The following is a 22456-nucleotide window of genomic DNA, read 5'->3' on the forward strand; positions in this document are numbered from 1 at the left end:
CGTTGATAGGTCACAGGTGTAAAGGCAGTAATGTCATAGCCGAGTGATACTAATAATCCGTATAGCTTAGTGCACTTCCCGGCCTGCAAAGGCCGGGAGGAACAACCTAAAGCTTTATAGCCTTGCTCAAAGTGTTTTCTTATATTATTATTTTCCAAATATGTCAACTCATTAGGTATGACATCTAGTAAGTAATCAAGAGGCTACTGCCAACTGATCACTGAACACTGCATACTAAAGACTTAAGGTGGTTATAGCAACGGGGCTCACCTCTTCCCATTCCGAACAGAGAAGTTAAGCCCGTTAGCGCAGATGGTACTGCTATCTTGTGGGAGAGTATGTCGCCGCCTTTTTTATAGAAGACCCTTACAGCAATGTAAGGGTCTTTTTTTTGGTCTAAATTTAAAACTCAAAACAGCTCTCAGCTTCCCCTCCTTGGCAGGAAAACGAAAACTCCAGATTTGTGTAGCCGGGGAGGGTCTACTTTTCCGAATTTCACTTCAAGATATCGGTCCCATGCACCACCCCGACCTGCGGCCACCCCTCCTCAGGGAGGAGGGAAACGTCAGCGCCAAAGGAAGGTCCATTCCCTCCACTTCTGATTGGGAAGGAATTTCAGTACAAAAGCTAAATCTGGAAACAAATCTAAGCACCCCTCCCTTCCAGGGAGGGGAAGGCACCGCCATAGCGGAGACGGGGAGGGTCTTCTTTTCCGAATTTCACTTCAAGATATCAGTCCTATGCACCACCCCGACCTGCGGCCACCCCTCCTCAGGGAGGAGGGGAACATCAGGGCCAAAGGAAAGTCCATTCCCTCCACTTCTGGTTGGGAAGGAATTTCAGTACAAAAGTTAAATCTGGAAACAAATCTAAGCACCCCTCCCTTCCAGGGAGGGGAAGGCTCCGCCATAGCGGAGACGGGGAGGGTCTTCTTTTCCGAATTTCACTTCAAGATATCGGTCCTATGCACCACCCCGGCCTGCGGCCACCCCTCCTCAGGGAGGAGGGGAATATTTCAACGAGAAACTTTCTTAGGATACAACTCTCAGCTCCCCACCCTCTCAGGGAGGGGAAGGCTCCGCAATAGCGGAGACGGGCAGGGTCTATTTCCCTGGATCCAAGTCAAGGAGCAGGACGGGGAGGGTCTGTCTTCAGGAATTCATGTCATCTATTACCAACAAAAAAAACCGGCACTGCCCCTACACCAGTACCGGCTTCAACAATCTCTTAAAAAGAGATTTCTGTTATTTTTTTCCTCCTACCTCAAACTCATGGTAATAACCACTGGCCATCGAATCAGGCCATTCAGCTATAAAGGCATATTTTCCGGGTTTTAGCAATGCCTGAAAATATGTGGTTCCTCCTGCAGACAATTCCTGAGCACCGCCTAAGAAAGTAAATCCTGCTGGTGCCGGAGTCATCATTCCTTCGTTTGGGGCTCCAAGATTATTCATCCAGAACATCCAGGTATTTAATAGTGCTAAATTCTCTTCATTTCCATCATCAAACCTTATCAGATGTACATCTGCAGTTAGTGCACCTTCATTGTTAACGGCAAAAGTATGTAATCCAGGACGGTTAATTTCCTTATCTATGACATAGCCATTGTTAGTTGTAACATCAATAGTAATATTTGCCTTTGGTTCTTTTTGCTTAGCTTTTTCTGTGGTAACTGTCAATTGCTTTACCATTCCAGTAGTTTCATTAACAGGAAAAGAATGAAATACTCCCCCTGGTCTCTCAAATCCACCACCGGGCATCTTTATATAACATTCCATGATGTAATTTCCTGGAGGTAAATTTATTGAAGTTACAGCAGTTTGGCCCGGATCCACTATACCTGATCCTCCATAATTCAATGTCTGACCAAACCAGTCCGGAAAATCTGGAATAGCCTCTGGATTGTCGATTAATTCCCATAACCACTCGTTAAACGGTATGGTTAACTCTGTACTATAGCGTTCAAGAGTTATATTTTCTGGTACTTTTACGAGGAGAAAGAAGTGAGGTGCAGCGGAATTATTAGTGTATTCAAAAGTATTCCATCCCGAAGGAATCTCATCGGGTGCAAAAAAGTTCATACCCGTGGAGGTGATTTTCACCGTATTCATTGATTTTAAACTGGCATTTGCAACTTCTAAATTCGTAGTGTCCACTTCTTCTTTTTCACAACTCATGGTAAAAGTTGCCAATAAAAAACATAAGAAGGTCTTGGCCAACAAGCCTTCGGTAAATACATGTAATTCTTTCATAATCTGACGTTTTTAATGGTTAACGTTATAAAAATATATTGGTATCATGGGTTCGTTTGAGGCTAATGTATAGAGGTGGCCTCTCTATTTATAATTGGTAATCCTTCAGGTTTTGAGAGATTATGAACCATTTATACAATAGAATTTGTCACTCATAAAGAAGGTCGCCTGCCATTACATTCTTTTTTGTAATTTAAATTGCAATCTATTCCTATGATACGATCGGTAATTGTTGATGACGAAGTAAGTGCGATAAAGAGCCTGCAATGGGAGATCAATGCTTTTTGTCCCTGGATAGAAGTCTGTGCCACTTATTTAAGTCCAAATGAAGCTATAAAAGGAATAGACCTTATAAAGCCCGACTGTGTTTTTCTCGACATTGAGATGCCGCAAATGGACGGTTTTCAATTGCTGCATAGTTTAAAGTTTCGAAATTTCGAATTGATATTTACCACAGCTTATGATAATTATGCTTTGCAGGCATTTAGAGAGAATGCAGTAGATTATTTGCTAAAACCTATAGACTCAGATGATCTTAAAGTTGCTGCCGAAAGGGTGTTGGACAGAAAAAAGAACAACCGCCTGGGTGAGCAACTGCGAAATATCATGCAGGACATGAGGAAGCAACCGGCTCCCAGGAAGATCCCATTGTCCTTCGTTGATAAAACGCTATATGTACCGAGCGAGGATATCATCTATTGCAAATCTGACGGCAACTATACGGAAGTCTATATGAACGACGGAAAAAAAGAAGTGCTGTCAAAGAAGATTAAAGAAGTGGAGGCGCTTATAGATAACCCATCTTTCTACCGCACTCATCATTCTTTTTTAGTCAACTTGAGCTGTGTCACCGAATTCGTTAAAAGTGATGGACAGTACCTTATCCTTAAAGATGGTTCTAGCATTCCGGTCTCCCGCTCAAAAAAGCCCCATTTACTAGAACTGCTTGGAAACTGAAACCTTGGAAGTAATCTTAGATATTATACGTCAACCTTTTACAAGCGGGCTACTCACTTTTTTTGCCGGGGTTCTTTCCATTCTGGCCATTTATCACTTCCTTCTTTATTTTCAGCAAAAGATAAGATCCTACCTTTTCTACAGTCTCTATCTTTTTCTTGTCCTGTTTTCGATACTTAGGTTTAGTAGTGGAAGATATCAGGAGATTTATATTGCTTATTTCAGGGATTTCATGTATCTCCTTACAGAAATCATCTTTGTGGTTTATCTTTTCTTTGCCTACAGCTTTCTGGAAATGAAAAAGTATGAGCCTCGCTGGAACAAATATGTTCTACGTGCCAACTGGATTTTCCTGTGCATAGCACTTTTTGTGCACTTTGTCTCTTACCTGGTGGGTGGTACTTATTTGCGGTACCTGGGCTATAACTTCTTTCTTTTCTACATGCCGATACTGGCAGCATTAGCATATTATCCAATCCTAAAGAAGCCAATCCCCTTAAGATTTTATCTTATTCTTGGTTCCTTGATCCTTTTCCTGGGATGGCTCGGTCCGGTCCTTATATATCAGCTTAACCTGGGTAAGGAAAATTTCAGGATAGCTTCAGGATTCTTTTTGCTTGCAGGAATAGTAGAGAATCTATTGTTCTCATTAGGACTTGGGCATAAGCAGAAATTGCTGTTGCAGGAAAATAGGCAGGCCAAACTTGAACTAATAAGGCAGAATGAGGAAAATGAAAGACTAAGAGCAAGAGTTCAGCAAAAACTGGAAGAGAATGTCGAAATTTTGAGTAAACAGGTAGAAAGGGATAAGCTCGAAAAACTAACTGCGCAGTATGAAAGAGAGCTCGCGGAATTGAAGGTCAATTTTCTGCGTAGTCAAATGAATCCGCATTTTATTTTCAATTCCCTTAATAGCATCAAACTATATATTATAAACAATGAAAAGGAAAATGCTGTTTACTATCTCAACAAGTTCTCAAAGTTCATCCGGAAGGTACTTGACGCGACCAGGGAGAAAGTAAGTACTCTGGCAGAAGAGATCGAAACAATTCAGCTTTATGTAAATATTGAGAACATCAGGTTTGAAAACCAGATCAAGTTTAATGTGAAGATCGGGGAAGGATTGGATTTGCAAGGGATAAAAGTTCCTTCTCTCATCCTACAATCCTTTGTGGAAAACGCAATTTGGCACGGTCTCTCTCCTGTACCCGATAAGCAGCTTTCAATTCTTATTGAAAAGCACTCTGAAAAAGAAATATCGATAGCAATTGAAGACAATGGCATTGGGATGAAGAGATCCAAAGAAAAAAACCGACAAAAGTTTCACCGTAGAAGGTCTGTAGGACTACAGATCACCAGGGAAAGACTTCAAATTTTCTATAAAGATTATGAAGGAAATTATTCTTTGAATTATGCCGTTCTTTATCCCGAAAAAGTCAATACGGGTACCCGGGTGGAGCTACGAATTCCTCTTAAGTAGGATCATTGCTCAATAAAATCCCTGTATTCAACAAAAAAAGCTTCCAGGGCACTCATTTTTTCAGCCAGCCACTCCTGTACTTCAGGCCATTGCTTTTTGTTGTGAATATTCACTCCCTTCAGGGTGACATAGATGCGGGAGATGATCTTTCCGCTCTCCAGTTCATATTCTTCAGCGAAAACAGCGTCGGGTAAAAATTCCCCTTTCAGGATATTTTGCAGGCTCTGAAGCTTTTCGAAGTAATATTGCCTCATGATCTCATCGGAAGCATCAAGATCTATAGATACTTCAGCAATTCTGCGGGTAAAAGTGAATTTCAGGGCAAGATCTTTTATCCTGGTATTGTATAAGAGCCATTTTCGGGGATAATTTTTTCCGAAGCTGGTCCAGAATTCCTGGCGAACCTTTTTACTTTCTTCGCGGCTGTACATTTTTTATAGGAAATATGCTATAAGGATCCCGGCAATGACCACTGCAAGTTTGGTGGCATTAAAACTGTGGTTTTTGGAAGCTTCAAAAAGTATTGTGGTGGAGACGTGTAGAAAGATCCCAATTACCATAGCGTTTATATAGGCAGTTTGAGCTTCAGAAATTGCAAAATTGGCATTAATAAAACTTCCCAGCGGGGTCATCAATCCAAAGATGATAAGAAAAAGAAAGGCTTTTATTTTTCCTATTTTCGAATGGAATAGAAAAGCTGCAAGTATTGCCGCTACCGGGATCTTGTGAATTACGACCCCGTGAAGCAAGTCGCTGCTGCGGGTAAGGGGAAAACCTTCCAGCAAAGCGTGTATGGACAAACTAAAGAGTAACAGAAAGGGAAACTTCACCGAATCCCGGTTATGATGCATGTGCCCGTGTTCCACGCCTTTGGAAAGGAATTCCAGAAAGATCTGCAAAAGTAATCCTGCCATAATAAAGATCCCAACCTTGTCAAAACCTGAATTATACACTTCCGGCAACATTTCAAAAACGGTAACCGAAAGCAGGAAAGCTCCGCTAAAGGAAAGCAGTAACTGGAAACCCGTTGAAGAGGAAGGTTTGAGAAATAGAGATATCACATATCCTATGACTACCGCTAACAATGGCAGTAAATACAGCATTATCTAAAAACTAGTATTAGTCGGTCAGAAGTATCTTCGTCGTAAGGTTGCAGGTCGTAGTTTCCAAAGGTGTGAACCAGTTCAATACCGGCCTTGAAAAAATATAACCGGAACTTCTCCAGCGTAAGGGCCATCACTTTCTCAGTAAAGGCATGATCTTCTCCCTGATCCTCGAACTCGATATCTTTAAGAATAAAGCCATTTTCGACACGACGGGTGATATGAAAATCAATTCCTTTCACTGTTTTAACTTCTGAAGGTACAAGATTCTTTATCACCTTTTTTACGTTCATAAAATCTATAACTCCCCAGCCACCTTCTTTAAGTTCTTCCTTAATGGCAAAAATACTTTCAAGATTCTCCTTTTCCTCATCAAAGTATCCAAAGCTTGTAAAAAGGTTGAAAACGGCATCGAATTTCTGTTCCAGGGGAGCACACATACAGTGTGTGTGAAAATGCAAATGCTCATTTTCGAACTGTTTTGCGTAGGAAATGCTGTTTTGTGAAAGATCAACTCCCGTGACATCATAGCCCAGCTTATTGAGAAAAACAGAGTGCCTTCCTTTGCCGCAGGCCAGGTCAAGAATACTGGCGCCTTTTGGTAACTTTAAAAAATCAACCAGATTTTGCATGAATTCTCTGGCTTCTTCGTCACCTCTGTTCTTGTATAAAATGTGGTAGTAAGGAGTGTCAAACCACGAAGTGAACCACCTGTTTTCTGCTAATTCCATATCCTGCAAAATTAATGTATTTTTGCCTCTCACAGAAACTGAGAAATGGGAAATAACTTTAAAATGGTAGCCAAAACTCTTTTTGGCTTTGAACCATTGCTGGCAAAGGAACTACGGAATTTAGGAGCGATAGATGTAAAGGAGGGAGTGCGTTCTGTTTCCTTTTACGGGGATAAAGGTTTTATGTACAAATCCAATCTATCCCTGCGCACCGCCATAAAGGTGCTGAAGCCCGTTACCACCTTTAAAGTTTTTTCTGAAGATGATCTGTACCGGGAGATCAGGAATATTGCCTGGGAAAAATGGATGGACGCCAATCAAACTTTGGCCATAGATGCCACTGTGCATTCAGACAGGTTCACTCATTCCAAGTATGTGGCCCTTAAATCGAAAGACGCAATAGTCGACAGGTTTAGGGACCGGACCGGGGAACGCCCGGGAATTGACCTGGATTATCCCACCTTAAGGATCAACATCCATATAGAAAAGGAATTCTGTACAGTTTCCCTGGACAGTTCAGGACAATCCCTTCACAAGAGGGGTTATAAGTCGGCCACCAATATCGCACCTATTAATGAAGTTCTGGCTGCAGGAATGCTTTTGCATTCAGGTTGGGACGGGCAATGTGATTTTATGGACCCAATGTGTGGTAGTGGAACTATCCTTATTGAGGCTGCAATGATTGCATGTAATATTCCGCCGAATATCAACCGAAAGGAATTCGGATTTGAAAAGTGGAAGGACTGGGATGAAGATCTTTTTGAGAAGATCCAGGAGTCGGTGCTGAAAAAGGTCAGGGAATTCCATTTTACGATAAAGGGATATGATAAGGCTCCTTCGGCAGTTCAAAAAGCTAAGGATAACATTGAGAATGCAAATCTTGCAGAATTTATATCGGTAGAGCACGAGGATTTTTTTAAGACTGAAAAGCAAACCGAAAGGCAATTGCATATGGTGTTCAATCCGCCATACGGAGAGCGATTAAACATCGATATGCCTGAATTTTATAAAGCAATTGGAGATACTCTGAAGCAAAGTTACCCGGGAACTCATGCCTGGTTCATCACCTCAAATCTTGAAGCTATTAAACATGTGGGGCTGAGACCTTCCAGAAAGATCAAGTTATTCAATGGTTCCCTGGAGTCCAAACTTCTTAAATACGAGATCTACGAAGGTTCCAAAAAGGCCAAAAAACAGGAAGCTTGATCTATTTCTTATAAAGAGGGATCAAATAGGAAATGGAATAGCCATAGCCCACTCCAACGCTGCTGCCGTCATAGGTGCGGTTGAAGCCGGGAATGTAAAGATTGTCGAAATTAGTAGGCTCGGTTTCATTGACCATCCGCTTTAGCTGAACATGAACGCCAAGGTAAAGATTGTTCAGGACTTCAACCTTGGTGCCTAGCTGTAACTCCAGCCAACCTGCAGTAAGATTGGAATATTCACGATCCTCGGTCCTAACATCTGGTTCAAAATAAGGGTCACGGTCATAGATGGAAAACTCCCGCAGTTCATTTGAGAAGGTGGCAAAACCGTAGCGTGCACCAATGAAAATCAGGTTTTGCATCCCGGTCCAGTTTTCATAGAAGTTATAGTTTCCACCCAATTTGATGTAGCTGCCTTTTGAAAACGCTGTCACATTGGGTTCAGAAATTACATTCTGTTCATTTCCTATTTCTCCTGCCAGGTAGATATCCTCGTACAACCTGTAATCTGCCGTGAGTTCTAACCCTTGATAATCTTTTTCAATAAAGGTCCTTGCCGGTTTGCTAAGGTCGATTCCTACCCGCAGACCATATTTCTCACGGACATCAACAGTGTCAACTGCCTGAGCCTGCTGAGCAAAAATTGCAGAAGAATGAAACCCAAGATTAATGAGTAAAATAAATATGAGCTGTTGTTTCATTTTCTACGCTTTCTTGTAAAACAGTTTCTGAAAGGATCCAATTGTCCCCATCTCCGGTCACAGCCACGTCCAAACTGTTGTAGTTCACCTTGAATCCACAGGCGCGGTTGAGATATTGAGGATCTGGAGAATAGGTGAAGGAGACAACATCTTCGTTCTCTTCATCACCCCCCGAATCATAGGTAAAAACATATTCTGTAAAATTTTCATCTGTTCTTAGCGGAATACTTACGGTATTGACGGTTGAAGGTCCCAATAGTACTTCTTCCTTTCCGCTGGCGCGAACCATGAGATTGGGAACAGCCTTTAAACGGGTAGGGTCCAGAGGGTCATAGAATTCTATCACCAGCAGGGGAGTGGTCTCAGTCCCTTCGGGGCAAATATCATCTTTTTGACACCCTAAAGCGACAAAAATAAACCCTGCTAAAAAAAGCCATTTTTGGAACCTGTTCATGATCTTCTTTCTAAGCACACCACGTTCTCAACATGGAAAGTTTGTGGGAACATATCTACTGCCTGTGTACGGGTAACTTTGTAATGTTCATCCAGCAATGCAAGATCTCTGGCCTGTGTGGCCGAATTACAGCTCACATACACAATTCGCTGAGGCAAGATACCAATTATTTGTGCAACTACATCCTTGTGCATTCCATCCCGGGGAGGATCGGTTATAAGCACATCGGGATGCCCGTGTTTATTTACAAATTCACTCGTAAACACCTTCTTCATGTCACCAACATAAAATTCGGTATTACTGATATTGTTATTTCTGGCGTTCTCTTTGGCGTCTTCAATAGCTTCGGTCACAGCTTCCACACCTACAACTTTAGCTGCTTTTGCAGCTACAAATTGAGCGATTGTTCCTGTACCTGTATACAGGTCGTAAACGAGTTCGTTCCCTGTCAATCCGGCGAAATCCCTGGTAATCTTATACAGCTCGTAGGCTTGAGCGGAATTTGTTTGATAAAAAGATTTCGCGTTGATCTTGAATTTCAAACCTTCCATTTCTTCAAAAATGTGATCTCGGCCTTTATAGCAAATCACTTCCTGATCGTAGATAGTATCATTACCTTTAGGATTGATCACATACTGAAGGCTGGTGATCTCGGGGAATTCTTCAGCTACGAAATCGAGCAGCAATTCCCGCTTTTCTTTATTTTCTTCAAAGAACTGAAGCAGCACCATGATCTCTCCTGTAGAAGCAGTCCTTATCATTAGCGTGCGCAGCATTCCTTTTTGATCCCGCGTATTGAAGAAAGGGATCTCATTTTCAATGGCAAATTTCTTAATGCTGTTCCGAATGCCGTTACTTGGCGCCTGCTGAAGGTGACATTCCTTTATATCCAAAATTTTGTCCCACATCCCCGGAATGTGAAATCCCAGAGCGTTGCGATCTTCAATATCCTTCCCACTTTGGATCTCTTCCTGTGTTAACCATCGGCTGTCGCTAAAGGAAAATTCCATTTTATTTCGGTAGAAATAGATCTCTTTGCTGCCAAGAATGGGAGTGACTTCGGGTAGTTCTATTTTTCCAAGGCGGGTAAGATTGTTCAGCACCTCTTTTTGTTTATAGTACAACTGGTGCTCATAGCCCATGAATTGCCATTTACAGCCGCCGCAAACACTAAAGTGGATGCAAGGCGGCTCAACACGTTTATCTGAAAACTCATGGATCTTCGTGGCCGTTCCTTCGTAATATGCCCGTTTTTTCTTAGTGGTCTGCACATCTACCACATCTCCCGGCACTGCATTCCCAATAAAGACCACCTTCCCATCGGGCGCTTTGGCAATGCTCTTTCCTTTTGCACCTGCATCAATGACCTCCAGGCCTTTAAATTCTTTATTTCTGTTCTTTCTTGCCATGCCGCAAAAATAGGATAAATGCCAAGAATTAATAGGCGCTGGCTTTAAAAAATCAGGAAACATTTAGTAATTTGCGACTTCTGAATTCAGGATGATTTCTCTCCTCAAAATACCTTTTTTACAGGTATTTCCGGAAAGCAGGAATTTCTTTTTTAGTAACTGTAAATAAATTGAAAATGAAGATTTCAGAAAAAATTTCTTCCCGCGAGGCTATTGAACTGGAAGACAAATATGGGGCTCACAACTATCATCCGCTTCCGGTTGTTCTGGAAAGAGGGGAAGGAGTGCATGTTTGGGATGTAGAAGGGAAAAAATATTACGATTTCCTTTCGGCTTATTCGGCCGTGAACCAGGGGCATTGTCACCCGCGAATTGTTGGAGCAATGACCGAGCAGGCGCAAAAACTAACGCTTACTTCAAGAGCTTTCCATAATGACATTTTAGGGAAGTATGAAAAATACGCGACAGAATATTTTGGTTTTGACAAGCTGCTACCAATGAATACGGGTGCAGAGGCTGTGGAAACGGCTATAAAGATCGCCAGGAAATGGGCTTATGAGAAAAAAGGAGTGGCAGAGACAGAGGCACAAATTGTGGTATGTGAGAATAACTTCCACGGAAGGACAACCACCATTATCTCTTTTTCAAATGACGAAGGTGCCCGCAAGAACTTTGGTCCTTACACCCCCGGTTTCCTGAAGATCCCTTACAATAATACTGAAGCGCTTGAAGAGGTGCTCAAGAACAATGATAATATAGCCGGTTTCCTTGTAGAACCAATCCAGGGTGAAGCCGGAGTCTATGTTCCTTCTGAAGGTTTCCTTAAGCGTGCAAAAGAACTGTGTGAACAGCATAATGTACTTTTCATAGCCGATGAAGTGCAGACGGGAATTGCGCGTACAGGAAAGTTGCTTGCCGTGGAGCATGAAGAGGTAAAACCAGATATGCTTATCCTTGGAAAAGCAATTTCCGGCGGAGTTTATCCTGTTTCGGCTGTACTTGCCAATGACGAGGTTATGAACGTTATCAAGCCGGGGCAACACGGTTCGACCTTTGGAGGAAACCCCGTAGCCTGTGCTGTTGCCATGGCCGCGCTTGAGGTGATAAAGGATGAAAAGCTGGCCGAAAATGCCGAGAAACTTGGGAACCTCTTTAGAAGAAAGATGAATGACTACATTCGCAGTTCAAATATCGTAAACCTTGTAAGAGGTAAAGGATTACTGAATGCTATTGTCATCAATGATTCAGAAGACAGTTCAACTGCCTGGGATATTTGTATGAAGCTAAAGGAAAACGGCCTTTTGGCAAAACCAACTCACGGTAATATCATAAGATTTGCACCTCCACTGGTGATGAATGAAGAACAGCTCCTCGACTGTGTGAATATTATAACCAGGACCCTGCAGGAATTTGAAAAATAACAACCTGTAGAAAGTTTAGAAAAAAAGGGCTGTCAAAAATGACAGCCCTTTTGTTTTTGGTTCAGGAAGGCCTAGTAACCGGCCCCACCACCGTATTCTCTCATCATTTCCTCCTGCATTTCCTGCAATCCTTCAATTCCGTAGAAGGCCAGCCCAACTATAGTCAGGATAAGATAAATAGCAGAAAGAACGATTCCAATGATTGCCAGGATCCTTCCCGTTTTCACATTGCTGTATCCGGAGTACAATTCCGGTTCTGCCAGATATTGTTGTTTGGCTTTTTTTGCCATCACCAGGGCCACGATTCCGAAGATTAGGCCAAGAATTCCGTAGCAACAGCAAGTAACAATCGAGAGAATCCCGAAAATGAGGATTAAAGTCGAATTGGGTAAAGTTTGTCTTTCCATAATTATGTTGGTTAGTTGATCAAAAAACTCATCTTATAAAAGTATGCGGCAACAATAGTTGTAGCGCTAATTATTATTAATCCTGCTTTCACGTACCAGTCTCCTTTAAACTTAAAGAATAAATTAATTATAAGAAAAAAGAGGAGGAGAAGAATAGGATAAATGGCAGGGAACATTTTGAAAGCTGCTATGAACTCACCCTTGAAAACAAGTACAAAAGCGCGTTGTGCACCACAGCCAAGGCAGTCTATGCCAAAAAGTTGTTTGTTTAGACAGGGAAGCATGAACTCTTCCATAGAAACTAGTTGTTGTATATAGAGATTTTTTTCACCGTTTTTTGATTGTCCATTCCCGTCACCTTTACAATATAAACTCCGTTAGGCCAGGGTAGGGTTGAGATCTCAATAGATCGCCTGTTGTCAAAGTTGCTGCGATACAATATTCTTTTACCCTGCAGGTCAAAGATTCCGATCGCCTTCACCGGAAAATAATCGTTGCCAATGATCTGAAGTTCTCCCTGCCGGTTATTCTGAAAAATATCAAACTTTGGAGCCACCGTTTCATCTTCAAAAAACTTCTGTGGCAACTCTTCCTGCGGAATCTTTTCGGCAAATGCTACCTTATAACGGCCGTGATAGGTTCCGGGTTCCAGCTCTAAAGTTAAGGGTTCTTTAGAAATAGAAAAATAATCGTTGGATTGAGTGTCTACTATGAAGATTTCGCGGTTTGTAGCGTTCGTAGCATTACCTTCTGAAAATGTCATTTTTGGAAGCTGTTCTTCCACCTGTATAAACAGCGGGATCTCTTCAAGAATGTCAAAAGGCCTCACATCGATCACAAAACTTTTGTCATCTAGCAGCCAACCGGCATCTGTAGGTGCAACTTCAAAAGTTTCGGCGTCCATGCCGGGATCTATGCCGGGTGTGGCTTCATTCCAGAAGGCGAGGCTCAAGCTCCTCTCGTATTGATCATTTACTGAAACGTTTATTCTTAGAACCGATAATTGCCGATTTTCCTCTGAATGTAAATGTTTCTTTTCTGAATTTGCCGGAATTGAACTGCTTTTTACAGAAGCATCCGGGATGAACCTTCTGTGAGCATTTCTGAAGATCATTTTACCGTTTTCCGCTCCCTGAACCATGAATCCCTGTGCTACGGGAAGATCTCTGCGATGGAAATATTTTCCTTTGCTGCCATCTTCGGCTCCGCTGATCTTCTTAAAAACAGGCGGTTCATAAACTCCGGTGGTACAGGGATCGATGGGGCTAAAGGCTCCATACCCGCCCATGTAATCCTCCAGGTAATGAGAATTTCCATCTTTTTTGGAATCCCAGAAGTACGCGATACCTGTGGTGACATTTCTCCTGTCAAGCTCTGCATAACAATTTGATTTCAGTACTCCCGTACCCGAATTTTCCAATAGGAACAGACTTAGATCAAAAGCTGAAGGATAAGGATTACCTACCAGCACAAAATTTTCGGGAGAAATAGGGATCTCAATAACCCCTGAATTCGGTTTTCCGCGGAAGTCATAGCGCTGCGCGTTTCCCGGATTGTTAGGCCGGCCATCAACAGAAACAGGGTCTTGCCCGTCTGTACCTTTCATAGTAAAGCCATAGGCAGGAGGGATGCCGGTGCTACCGCCAATAAAATTCCAGTTGGAATATTGATTTCCGGTAAAGGTGTAGATCCAGCGGGTCGAAATGGTGAGGGGATTTGCTGTTCCATTCAATGCGGTAGTAATTTGCGCCGGTTTACTAATGATATCCGAAACAGGAGCGTGCAACAGAGAGATTCCAAAAAGGTCATTTGCGGGTGCTGTTACAGGAGAGCTCCAGTAGTTATAGTCATAGGCGTTGGTACTGCCTTCCGCAAAAATGGAAATACTTCCGGTACCGGAATTGGCCTTTGTTTGCTGTTCGCCCTGTAAAAGTTGGGCTCCGCCTCGCAAATATATTGAGGACTCACTTCCCGGCTCCGGATTTTTCATTAACCGTATATCATTCTGAACATATAGTACATCTCCCTTGACGTAGAGGTAATTACTTTTTTGCCCATTTCCGGAAGGATTTACATTTAATTGAGCAAAGAACGGTTCAAAAACAAATAATAAGGCAGTAACTAAGAATATTCCTCTCATTTTCCCGAAATTTGCAGCTCGAATATTGAAGTTAATATTCTTTCCTGAGTTTAACCTGCTGGTAAACATAATATTATGAAAAAACCTTCTGCTCAATTTATCAACTCCATGCTTATTTTAGTGGGTGGTGCGATCCTGCTTTACGAAATTTCGGGTGAAGAGAGAAATGTGTACTCAATGATCGTAGGACTGGTGTTGTTAATGTACGGGCTTTTTAAAGCCACCAATTTTTGGGTGGAAACGAAGGATGACCACAAGGAAGAGCCGAAAGATGACAACCTGGACAACAAACTTTGATCATGCTAAAGCCGGGAGATAGAGTAGAGGTGCTTGATGAAGATCTGGAAGGGAAGGTGCTATCTGTTTCAGGACCTGAAGTTGAGATTGAAACTACCGAAGGTTTTGTCTTGTCTTTTAATGCTAAAGATCTCGTCAAGACAGGTGGTTCTCTACCCGATATCCTGCCGCCCGAGGTAGATAGTATTTCAGAAGTTATAAAGGAAAAGGAATCCTCAAAAAAGAGGAAATCTGTACGGGTGAAGCCAAAGGAGCGCACTCAACCTCCAATGGAAGTAGATCTTCACATAGGAAAACTGGTTGCTAAAACCGGCGGCCTTTCAAATTTCGAAATGCTTAATATCCAGATGGAAACCGCCAGGCGACAACTGGAATTCGCCATGAAAAAAAGAATTCAGAAAGTAGTTTTTATTCATGGAGTAGGAGAAGGAGTCCTGAAAGCTGAGTTGGAAACTCTTTTTCACAGGTATGAAAATCTGAAATTTTACGACGCCGATTATCAGAAATACGGCTTAGGGGCTACCGAGGTTTATATTTTCCAGAATTATTGATCTTCTTCTTCCTCTTCCCCGCCGTTTTCACCACCGGTAGGTTCGAGAACAATATTCTGTGTGGGGGAAGTGATCACTCCCAATTCATAATCCTGTAAACGAATTTGTTCCCCGTCTCCTCCCTGGTTCACGAGAGTTAAATTATTTACTGTGACGAGGTATCTAAAGCTTCTGCTAATACTGTTCTCACGTACTCCTTCAACTTCAAAAGAATCTGTGATAGCGGGATTCAAATAGTAGGCTAAACCTTCAGTATCCTGATCATCTGCCGGGTTCAGGTTTAGGTTCCAGTCTTCATTTCGGGTAGGTACGCCATCGTCGTCATCATCGGGATCCAGGTAATCTGGAATCCCATCGTTGTCAGAGTCTGGATAAGTATTTACAAAGTTTTCTGCCTCTACAGCTCTTTCCACGCGAGTCAATATATTGTCACCATCATCGTCGATGTCGAGGTAATCGGGTATTCCATCATCATCAGTATCCTGTTCAGAAGCCATATTTTCGGTTGTTGATGGCACACCATCCCCGTCATGATCTGTAGCGTTGGCAATAGTGGAAGTAATTATAACCTCACCTCCCGTCGTGCTCCTAAACTCCCTGGTGACCTGTGGCGAAACCGGCGGAATCTTATTACAAAAATAATCCCTGTTTACTTCCCCGTCAAAAACCCGGTAAACCACCTGATTTGTAGTAGAATTCAGCGGAATTCTTACCTGGCCTTCTTCAGCCAGAAAAAACTGAGGGGCGGTTGTGGTAAGATCAAATCTAAAGGCGATGGCTTCATTAACGCCGCTGTTGTTGATCTTGAACAGTACCTGCGACTGGTTATCCCCACACCAGCTAAGCTGCGGATCCTCAAAATTAAAGTCGGTCACAATAATATCCCCGTCATTACACGAAAACAGCAGCAAGGCTGCAATAGAAAGAGTCAGAAATTTTCTCATAAGACGGGTTTTGGGCAAAATTAAAAGTAATATATAATTTAACAGAGACTTCTTTAAATAATTTTAAATCTGCTATTTTTGTGGACCATGAAGAAAGTCTATTTTGATAATGCTGCAACCACGCAGATTCGCGAGGAAGTGGTCGACCGTATTTCAGAGGTAATGCGGGAAGTGTATGGGAATCCTTCTTCCAGTCATGCCTTTGGTCGCAGTGCAAAAACTCTTATAGAACAGGCTCGCAAAACTGTTGCAAAAATTCTAAATGTTGCTACTTCTGAAATTATATTCACCTCGGGAGGTACAGAAGCCGACAATCTTATTCTTAATTCGGCTGTAAGAGACCTGGGAGTGAAGCGAATCATCACCTCCAGGATCGAACATCACGCGGTTTTGTACACGCTGAATAAGCTGCACGATGTTTTTGGTGTGGAACTGCTTTATGTAGATCTTGATGACTGCGGAAGAGTAGACCTGAAGCATTTGGAGGAGTTGCTATCGGCTTCTGAAGAGAAGACCCTGGTAAGCCTTATGCACGTGAACAACGAGGTAGGGAATCTTCTGGATATCAAAAAAACGGGAGATATTTGCAGAAAGTATAATGCTTTATTTCATTCCGACACTGTGCAATCTATAGGTCATTACGAGCTGGATCTTTCTGAAATTCCGGTGGATTTCACTGCTGTTAGCGCACATAAGTTCCACGGACCGAAAGGAGTTGGCTTTGCTTATATCCGAAAGAACAGTGGCCTGCAGCCATTGATCTTTGGGGGAGAGCAGGAGCGTGGCTTTAGGGCAGGGACCGAATCTGTGCACAATATCGTAGGACTTGAGGAAGCTTTGAAGCTTGCCTATCAAAATCTCGATGAAGAGCGGGAATATATTACCTCTCTAAAAAGGCATTTTACAGACCTTTTAAAAAAGGAAATTCCGGAAGTTAAGTTCAATGGGGAGTGTGATGATTTCGAAAACAGTACCTACACCTTAATAAACGTGTGCCTGCCTATGTCCCAGGAAAAGGCTTTAATGTTGTTGTTCCAGCTGGATCTTCACGGGATCGCCTGTTCAAAAGGAAGTGCCTGTCAAAGCGGAAGCGACCAGGGATCACATGTTCTAAGCGCATTTTTATCTGAAGATGACCTGAAAAAACCTTCTTTAAGATTTTCTTTTTCACATTATAACACCAAAGAAGAGGTAGAGTATGTGGTCAAGGTGCTGAAGGAGTTTATTGAGAAATAAAAGTGTCAGAGCACAGAACTCAAGCTCCAAAATTCTAAGCACCAAATTCCAGGCCCCAAATTCCAGGCACCAAAATTCAAGCACCAAAATTCAAGCACCAAATTCCAAGCACCAAAATCCTTTTTCACAATAAATTGTTTTGCAAACTGTATTGTTGTAGATGGGGATGAGCAGGAATATGCCGCTCCTCCGGAGCTCTTAACTCTTCCAATTTTTATTCTATAAACATTCCGCTCCTCCGGAGCTGATTTGCCCTTTGTTCCCAGCCTTACAGGCTGTGGAGTACCGAATTACTGATCCCGGAGCGTTGCTCCGGGCTAAAATTTTTAAGGCCTTCAGCCTTTTCTGGGAGTGGCATCAGTTCGAAATGCTGCTCTTATTTTGTAGAAGGCCTTCAGCCTCATTTTGGCAAGGTAGGGTGATTTAAAGTTCGCCTCAAATTTTAGAACAGCTATAGAAGTTGAGCCTGGAAGGCTCTAATGACATAGCCACGGGCAGCGCCCGTGGTTATGTCATGGATGTACTACCAGCCTGTAAGGCTGGAAGAGCACCTTATTCTTGCCAGCCACCCCACCTAAGTTTTTTTCTTCCCTTTGAATTCGTTTTTGTCCCAGCCTACAGGCTGTGGAGTGCCGAATCACTGATCCCGGAGCGTTGCTCCGGGCTAAGATTTTTAAGGCCTTCAGCTTTTTTTTGGGAGTGACATCAGCTGGAAATGTTGTTCTTATGTTGTAGAAGGACTTCAGCCTCATTTTGGCAAGGTAGGGTGATTTGAAGTTCGTCTCAAATTAATTAGAACAGCTATAGAAGTTGAGCCTGAAAGGCTCTAATGACATAGCCACGGGCAGCGCCCGTGGTTATGACATGGATGTACTACCAGGCTGTAAGGCTGGAACAATCCTAAAGCTCAATTCCTATTCTCAGATTGTAGATTCTGGGGGTGAGGTAGTTGGGGACTGCATATTGTGTTTTTGTATATACATCCCTCACAAAAGTATTGGTAATGGAATTCTGTGTGTCAAAAATGTTGAAGATCTCCAGACCAATGGAGACTTCCTTAAAACCCCTTAAAAATTCTTCCCGGGATCTGTCACTTTTGACCAGGTAAAAAAGGCCGAGATCTGCTCGTTTGTAATCGGGCAGGCGGGATTGGTACAGGTAAGGATCGGCGTAGGCGGGAGATCCTCCTGGAAGTCCGGTGTTGTAGATCAGGTTGAGGTACATCTTGAGATCGGGAATGGTTGGGACATAATCCTGGAACAGAACAGCAAATTTTAACCGCTGATCTGTCGGCCGTGCGATAAAACCTCTGTCATTAATATTTTCTTCCGTTTTCAAATATCCAAAGCTCAGCCAGCTTTCGGTGCCGGTAACGAATTCTCCATTTAGGCGCATATCAAGTCCGTAAGCATAGGCTTCCGCGTTATTTTCAGCTGCATAACGTATTCTCACATTCTCCAGTGTGTAAGGATTTACCTTGTTGACATCCTTATAATAGAGCTCGGAGGTAAGTTTGAATGGCCTGTCAAACATCTCAAAACTAAAGTCATTTCCAACCACTACGTGCAATGCCTGCTGCGCCTCCACCTCAGGATTCAATTCTCCCGAATAATTGCGGAGCTCCCTGTAGAACGGAGGCTGATGATAAATACCTCCGGCCAGGCGAAAAAGCATATCCAGCTTCCATGAAGGTTTATAGGCTAATTGAGCTCTGGGACTTATCACCGTTTGTGCATCAAAAGAATTTCCTTCAGAAGAAACTGTCCAGGTGTGACTACGTACTCCCGCATTGAACCAGAGAGCATCACTTCCCACGTCCAGGCGGCGGCTCCACTGAAGATATCCCTGGAAACGGTTGATCTGCGTTTCATTATATCCTCTTATGGAAGTAAAGGGTTCAAGAGGAGCATCATAAGGTTCATAAGGCTCATTATTCCGGAAATCGGGCAGGGGAGGCCGCAGGGAAAATCCGGCAGAATCTATGATCTCATATTCCCGTATTCTGCCCCGAATGTCTTCATGGGTGAATTTAAATCCGTAGTTGAAGTTATTCTCCTTAAGATTAAGATTTCCGGTATGTTCAGCATTGAAGATCAAAGCATCCAGCTTATTGCGGGCGTGGGTGAGTTGAGCTCCCACACCTTCCGAAAATTCTACTTTTCCAAAGTCTTTGCCACCAATGTCCATATTAATCTCTCCAAGCCTGTATTGAGCGACTATATCATAATATTCCTGCTCCCGGGTGTTGTAGCCCGAAGCGGTAAAATGAGCCGTGTAGGAAGGGTTTACCTTGTAGGAGGCCTTAAGAGCTCCAAAAAGGGTCTTATAGATATCTTCTTCCCTTCCATTATAGAATACCAGTAAAGCACGAGGATCCTGCAGGGTCCCAAAATTAGTTTGGCGGGTTAAGGGGCGATAACTGTAGTCATTCAGGGAGGCATTTCCCAGGAAGCTGACCTCAAGATGGGGAGCAAAGCGGTAGATTAAATTCACCTGAGCATCAGCAAAAAGAGGCTCAAAATTGGTTTCAGTTTCCCGGGCGCCAACAAGTAAGCTGTTGTCCCGGTACCTTACTCCTCCAAGAGCACTTAATTTTTCGTTTTTTGAGATCCCTTCAGCAGCCATGTTTATTCCCAGAAAGCCGGCGTCAAGAGAAGCTTTAAAATTCACCGGTCGCCGGTAAGTAATATCCAGAACAGAGGAGAGCTTATCTCCGTATTTAGCCTGAAATCCTCCGGCAGAGAAGTGGATGTTGTGAACAAGATCGGGATTAACAAAGCTTAGTCCTTCCTGTTGACCCGAACGCACGAGAAATGGCCGGTAAACCTCAATGCCATTCACGTAGACGAGGTTCTCGTCGTAATTTCCGCCACGAACCGCATACTGGGTGCTCAATTCATTATTCGAGTTTACTCCGGGAAGCGTCTTTAGCAGGTTTTCAACTCCCGCATTGGCACCCGGGAGCTTGCGAATAACCTCGGGATCTACTGTGGTAATTCCTCTTAGGATCTCCCGGTTTTCCGTCTGAATAACGACTTCCCCGATTTGCTCGACCCTTGGATTGAGGACGGGGTTGAATTCCAGTACTTCCCCGGGTGCTAAAAGGGTTCTAAAAATGACCTTTTTGAAACCAATATGTGAAACCGTTAGCTCGATTTCCCGGTTTGCCGGAATTTCAAGAGAATAAAATCCGTTCCTGTTGCTTTGAACGCCTCCTTTTTTCCAGGAAATAGTGGCGTTATGGATAGGTGATTCGGCTTCATTAAGAATTATTCCCTGGACCACTGCTGTCTGTGCCTGGGTGCCGGTGAGGCAAAACAGGCAGCACAGTAGTAAAGGGAGCAGTATTCTCAACCGTAGATCTATTTTCTAAAGAAGGTACTCTCAAAGATAGTAGTATTTCCAACATTATCTTTCACTTCTATTCTCAAGAGGTTTTCTGTATCGGTCACCACCCCGTCTGAGAAGTCGTGAGTAAGCAGGTTTTGCTTGTATTCATATTCCATGAGGATGAACTTTCCATTGACGGTTGCCCGATAACTGTTAATGCCCGAAAGATCGTCGGATATCTTCACTTTAAGATCTTTATTCCCTGAGATCCACTGGCCATCCCTAAAGTTGACTGGAGTGACTCTTGGAGCCTGTGTATCCCTGGCAAGGGTATAGGTGCCAAAAGTGCGGGTTTTAGTAGTAAATCTTTCCCCGTCTTTTGTCGTGGTAGAGTAGTTAGGCCTATTCCATTTGTTAAGGCGGGCAATGAACATTTGTTCCCGGTCTTCGGGCTTGTATTTACTGACGTCAAAACCAATGGTAATATTAGTGTGTATAGGAATGATATCTTCATGAAGGATCACTTTCTCATCCTCAAAACTAATATCGAGATAGGCATCCTGGTAAAGGCTGTTCTTTGGAATATAAACATCTATGCCATTCCCTTCAAATTGTGCTCCCGAACCGGCAGGAACAAAGAAGTCGGTTATTTTAGAAGGGTTTTCTTTTACTTCACTTCGCTGTTTGCCTTCGATAGGAATATTTACAATGCGTTCGTTTCCTGCAAAGTCGCTTACCTTGATCGTATAATTGTATGACAGGGAATCCTGAACATTTAAATAGCCTTCATTGCTCACATTGCTGTAGATGCTTAAAGGATTGGATGGCTCTACAAACAACTTCTGAATACGGCTGTTGTTTTGTGTGTAGTAGGCATAATCTATGAGCTGATTAAGGTGCCGGGTTTCGGCAAATGAAAATTTTTCAAAGTTGGCCTGAAACAAATTATCTCCATTTGCTGAAGTTTCTATGCGATAGACGCCATTGTGATTTGGCGCTGCATTTAATTGATCTACAGTGTTGATCCCGAAGCCAATTTTGCCGCAAGCTTCAATCTTTTCTGCTCTAAAAGATCCATCTTGCTGCGGAATAAGTCGTAATTTCTGTCTTTGAGCAGAACCATTTACATGCGCTTCTTCTCCTGAAGGATAAACATAGACACCAGAAACTATCGGTGCCCGCGTATCTTCCAGATCGATTCCGAACATCAAGGGATTCATTGGCCGTTGTTCTCCATCCCGTATCTCAAAGTGAAGGTGTGGCCCACCGCTCCCACCGGTATTACCGCTGTTGGCGACCAGTTCTCCCCGTTCTACAGGTAATTCTGAAGCTGTGGGATAAACTTCCACTTCATAGCTCTCTTTTTGATATTGAAGTTTCTTGATATATTCTTCGATCCTGGGAGAAAAATTCTTCAGGTGGGCATAAACCGTGGTGTACCCGTTTGGGTGTTGGATATACAAAGCTTTTCCGTAGCCATAATGGGCAACATTGATACGACTCACGAAGCCTTCGGCAGATGCATAGACCGGAAGACCTTCCCGTTGTTGGGTCTTGATGTCAAGGCCACTGTGAAAATGATTGGAACGCAATTCTCCAAAAGTACCTGCAAGAGCAAGGGGAACCTGCAAGGGGTCATCGAAATAATCTGTTGGAACATTTGGAGCTTGAGCACCTGCAACGAGGCTTAATAGAAATAGAAGAGGGGCAAGGAACCTTTTCATAAAGATTTAAATTTTACTTTTTTATAGCGGGTTTAAAGATACCAAACCAACGTTGAAAATTAAACCCTTATTTTTGAGGAGGTTAAAATTATTTTAAAATCCGCATCTAAAATA

The 22456-nt window shown here is 42.8% G+C and carries 20 protein-coding genes and 1 rRNA gene; 8 read left to right on the forward strand and 13 right to left on the reverse strand.

Annotated features, from left to right (window positions below; all coding sequences use genetic code 11):
* Nucleotides 1-243 precede the first annotated feature (243 nt).
* A 5S ribosomal RNA gene (gene rrf / locus VR862_RS00005) occupies nt 244-353 on the forward strand.
* 891 nt (nt 354-1244) lie between these two features.
* Here rrf and VR862_RS00010 read toward each other — a convergent pair.
* The gene (locus tag VR862_RS00010) at nt 1245-2252 is read right to left on the reverse strand and encodes a hypothetical protein (protein ID WP_324718876.1); all 1008 of its coding nucleotides are present in this window, start codon (nt 2250-2252) and stop codon (nt 1245-1247) included.
* Between the two features lie 213 nt (nt 2253-2465).
* On the opposite strand from VR862_RS00010, the gene VR862_RS00015 reads away from it, so the two are divergent.
* Together VR862_RS00015 and VR862_RS00020 are read left to right on the forward strand one after the other, a co-directional pair.
* Complete coding sequence (locus VR862_RS00015; RefSeq protein ID WP_324718877.1) at nt 2466-3209, forward strand: LytR/AlgR family response regulator transcription factor; 744 nt, start codon at nt 2466-2468, stop codon at nt 3207-3209.
* Between the two features lie 4 nt (nt 3210-3213).
* A complete protein-coding gene (locus VR862_RS00020; RefSeq protein WP_324718878.1) occupies nt 3214-4689 on the forward strand; it encodes a sensor histidine kinase in 1476 nt (491 codons plus the stop codon).
* Nucleotides 4690-4691: 2 nt separating this feature from the next.
* On the opposite strand, the gene VR862_RS00025 is transcribed toward VR862_RS00020, so the two are convergent.
* From VR862_RS00025 to VR862_RS00035, 3 genes are read right to left on the reverse strand one after another with little or no spacing between them, the layout of a single operon-like run.
* Entirely contained in the window at nt 4692-5120 is a 429-nt protein-coding gene (locus VR862_RS00025; RefSeq protein ID WP_324718879.1) for a DUF4268 domain-containing protein, read from the reverse strand.
* A 3-nt stretch (nt 5121-5123) separates the two neighbouring features.
* Entirely contained in the window at nt 5124-5792 is a 669-nt protein-coding gene (locus tag VR862_RS00030) for a ZIP family metal transporter (protein ID WP_324718880.1), read from the reverse strand.
* Complete coding sequence (locus VR862_RS00035; RefSeq protein WP_324718881.1) at nt 5792-6523, reverse strand: class I SAM-dependent DNA methyltransferase; 732 nt, start codon at nt 6521-6523, stop codon at nt 5792-5794. The genes VR862_RS00030 and VR862_RS00035 overlap by 1 nt, the downstream gene beginning before the upstream one ends.
* A 45-nt stretch (nt 6524-6568) precedes the next feature.
* Between VR862_RS00035 and VR862_RS00040 the strand changes: the two genes are divergently transcribed.
* A complete protein-coding gene (locus VR862_RS00040) occupies nt 6569-7729 on the forward strand; it encodes a THUMP domain-containing class I SAM-dependent RNA methyltransferase (RefSeq protein WP_324718882.1) in 1161 nt (386 codons plus the stop codon).
* A 1-nt stretch (nt 7730) separates the two neighbouring features.
* On the opposite strand, the gene VR862_RS00045 is transcribed toward VR862_RS00040, so the two are convergent.
* The 3 genes from VR862_RS00045 to rlmD are packed head-to-tail and all read right to left on the reverse strand — an operon-like array spanning nt 7731 to nt 10292.
* Nucleotides 7731-8429: a DUF6048 family protein gene (locus VR862_RS00045; RefSeq protein WP_324718883.1), complete on the reverse strand. Its 699-nt coding sequence runs from the start codon at nt 8427-8429 to the stop codon at nt 7731-7733.
* A complete protein-coding gene (locus VR862_RS00050; RefSeq protein ID WP_324718884.1) occupies nt 8395-8883 on the reverse strand; it encodes a DUF6452 family protein in 489 nt (162 codons plus the stop codon). The genes VR862_RS00045 and VR862_RS00050 overlap by 35 nt, the downstream gene beginning before the upstream one ends.
* A complete protein-coding gene (rlmD, locus tag VR862_RS00055) occupies nt 8880-10292 on the reverse strand; it encodes a 23S rRNA (uracil(1939)-C(5))-methyltransferase RlmD (protein ID WP_324718885.1) in 1413 nt (470 codons plus the stop codon). Before rlmD ends, VR862_RS00050 begins: the two co-directional genes overlap by 4 nt.
* 176 nt (nt 10293-10468) lie before the next feature.
* On the opposite strand from rlmD, the gene rocD reads away from it, so the two are divergent.
* Nucleotides 10469-11713 (forward strand): ornithine--oxo-acid transaminase, encoded by a 1245-nt coding sequence (gene rocD, locus VR862_RS00060; RefSeq protein WP_324718886.1) that lies wholly within the window; start codon nt 10469-10471, stop codon nt 11711-11713.
* 71 nt (nt 11714-11784) lie between these two features.
* Here the strand turns inward: rocD and VR862_RS00065 are convergent, their stop codons facing one another.
* The 3 genes from VR862_RS00065 to VR862_RS00075 are packed head-to-tail and all read right to left on the reverse strand — an operon-like array spanning nt 11785 to nt 14260.
* Entirely contained in the window at nt 11785-12120 is a 336-nt protein-coding gene (locus VR862_RS00065; protein ID WP_324718887.1) for a CCC motif membrane protein, read from the reverse strand.
* 11 nt (nt 12121-12131) lie between these two features.
* A complete protein-coding gene (locus VR862_RS00070) occupies nt 12132-12416 on the reverse strand; it encodes a DUF2752 domain-containing protein (protein ID WP_324718888.1) in 285 nt (94 codons plus the stop codon).
* A gap of 5 nt (nt 12417-12421) precedes the next feature.
* Nucleotides 12422-14260: a T9SS type A sorting domain-containing protein gene (locus VR862_RS00075; protein WP_324718889.1), complete on the reverse strand. Its 1839-nt coding sequence runs from the start codon at nt 14258-14260 to the stop codon at nt 12422-12424.
* A 75-nt stretch (nt 14261-14335) separates the two neighbouring features.
* Between VR862_RS00075 and VR862_RS00080 the strand changes: the two genes are divergently transcribed.
* Nucleotides 14336-14557 (forward strand): hypothetical protein, encoded by a 222-nt coding sequence (locus VR862_RS00080; RefSeq protein ID WP_324718891.1) that lies wholly within the window; start codon nt 14336-14338, stop codon nt 14555-14557.
* A gap of 2 nt (nt 14558-14559) precedes the next feature.
* Complete coding sequence (locus tag VR862_RS00085; RefSeq protein ID WP_324718892.1) at nt 14560-15108, forward strand: DUF8465 domain-containing protein; 549 nt, start codon at nt 14560-14562, stop codon at nt 15106-15108.
* Here the strand turns inward: VR862_RS00085 and VR862_RS00090 are convergent.
* Nucleotides 15102-16052 carry a hypothetical protein gene (locus VR862_RS00090; RefSeq protein WP_324718893.1) on the reverse strand — a complete coding sequence of 317 codons (951 nt, stop codon included), beginning with the start codon at nt 16050-16052 and terminating at the stop codon, nt 15102-15104. The genes VR862_RS00085 and VR862_RS00090 overlap by 7 nt on opposite strands.
* Nucleotides 16053-16139: 87 nt before the next feature.
* Between VR862_RS00090 and VR862_RS00095 the strand changes: the two genes are divergently transcribed.
* Nucleotides 16140-17288, forward strand: coding sequence for a cysteine desulfurase family protein (locus tag VR862_RS00095; protein WP_324718894.1), 1149 nt, complete (start codon nt 16140-16142; stop codon nt 17286-17288).
* A 900-nt stretch (nt 17289-18188) separates the two neighbouring features.
* Here VR862_RS00095 and VR862_RS00100 read toward each other — a convergent pair.
* Nucleotides 18189-20642, reverse strand: a complete 2454-nt coding sequence (locus VR862_RS00100; protein WP_324718895.1) for a TonB-dependent receptor — start codon at nt 20640-20642, stop codon at nt 18189-18191.
* An 8-nt stretch (nt 20643-20650) separates the two neighbouring features.
* Entirely contained in the window at nt 20651-22342 is a 1692-nt protein-coding gene (locus VR862_RS00105; protein ID WP_324718896.1) for a M23 family metallopeptidase, read from the reverse strand.
* Nucleotides 22343-22456 lie beyond the last annotated feature (114 nt).

The organism is Salinimicrobium aquimaris (assembly GCF_035607535.1).
Taxonomy (GTDB): domain Bacteria; phylum Bacteroidota; class Bacteroidia; order Flavobacteriales; family Flavobacteriaceae; genus Salinimicrobium.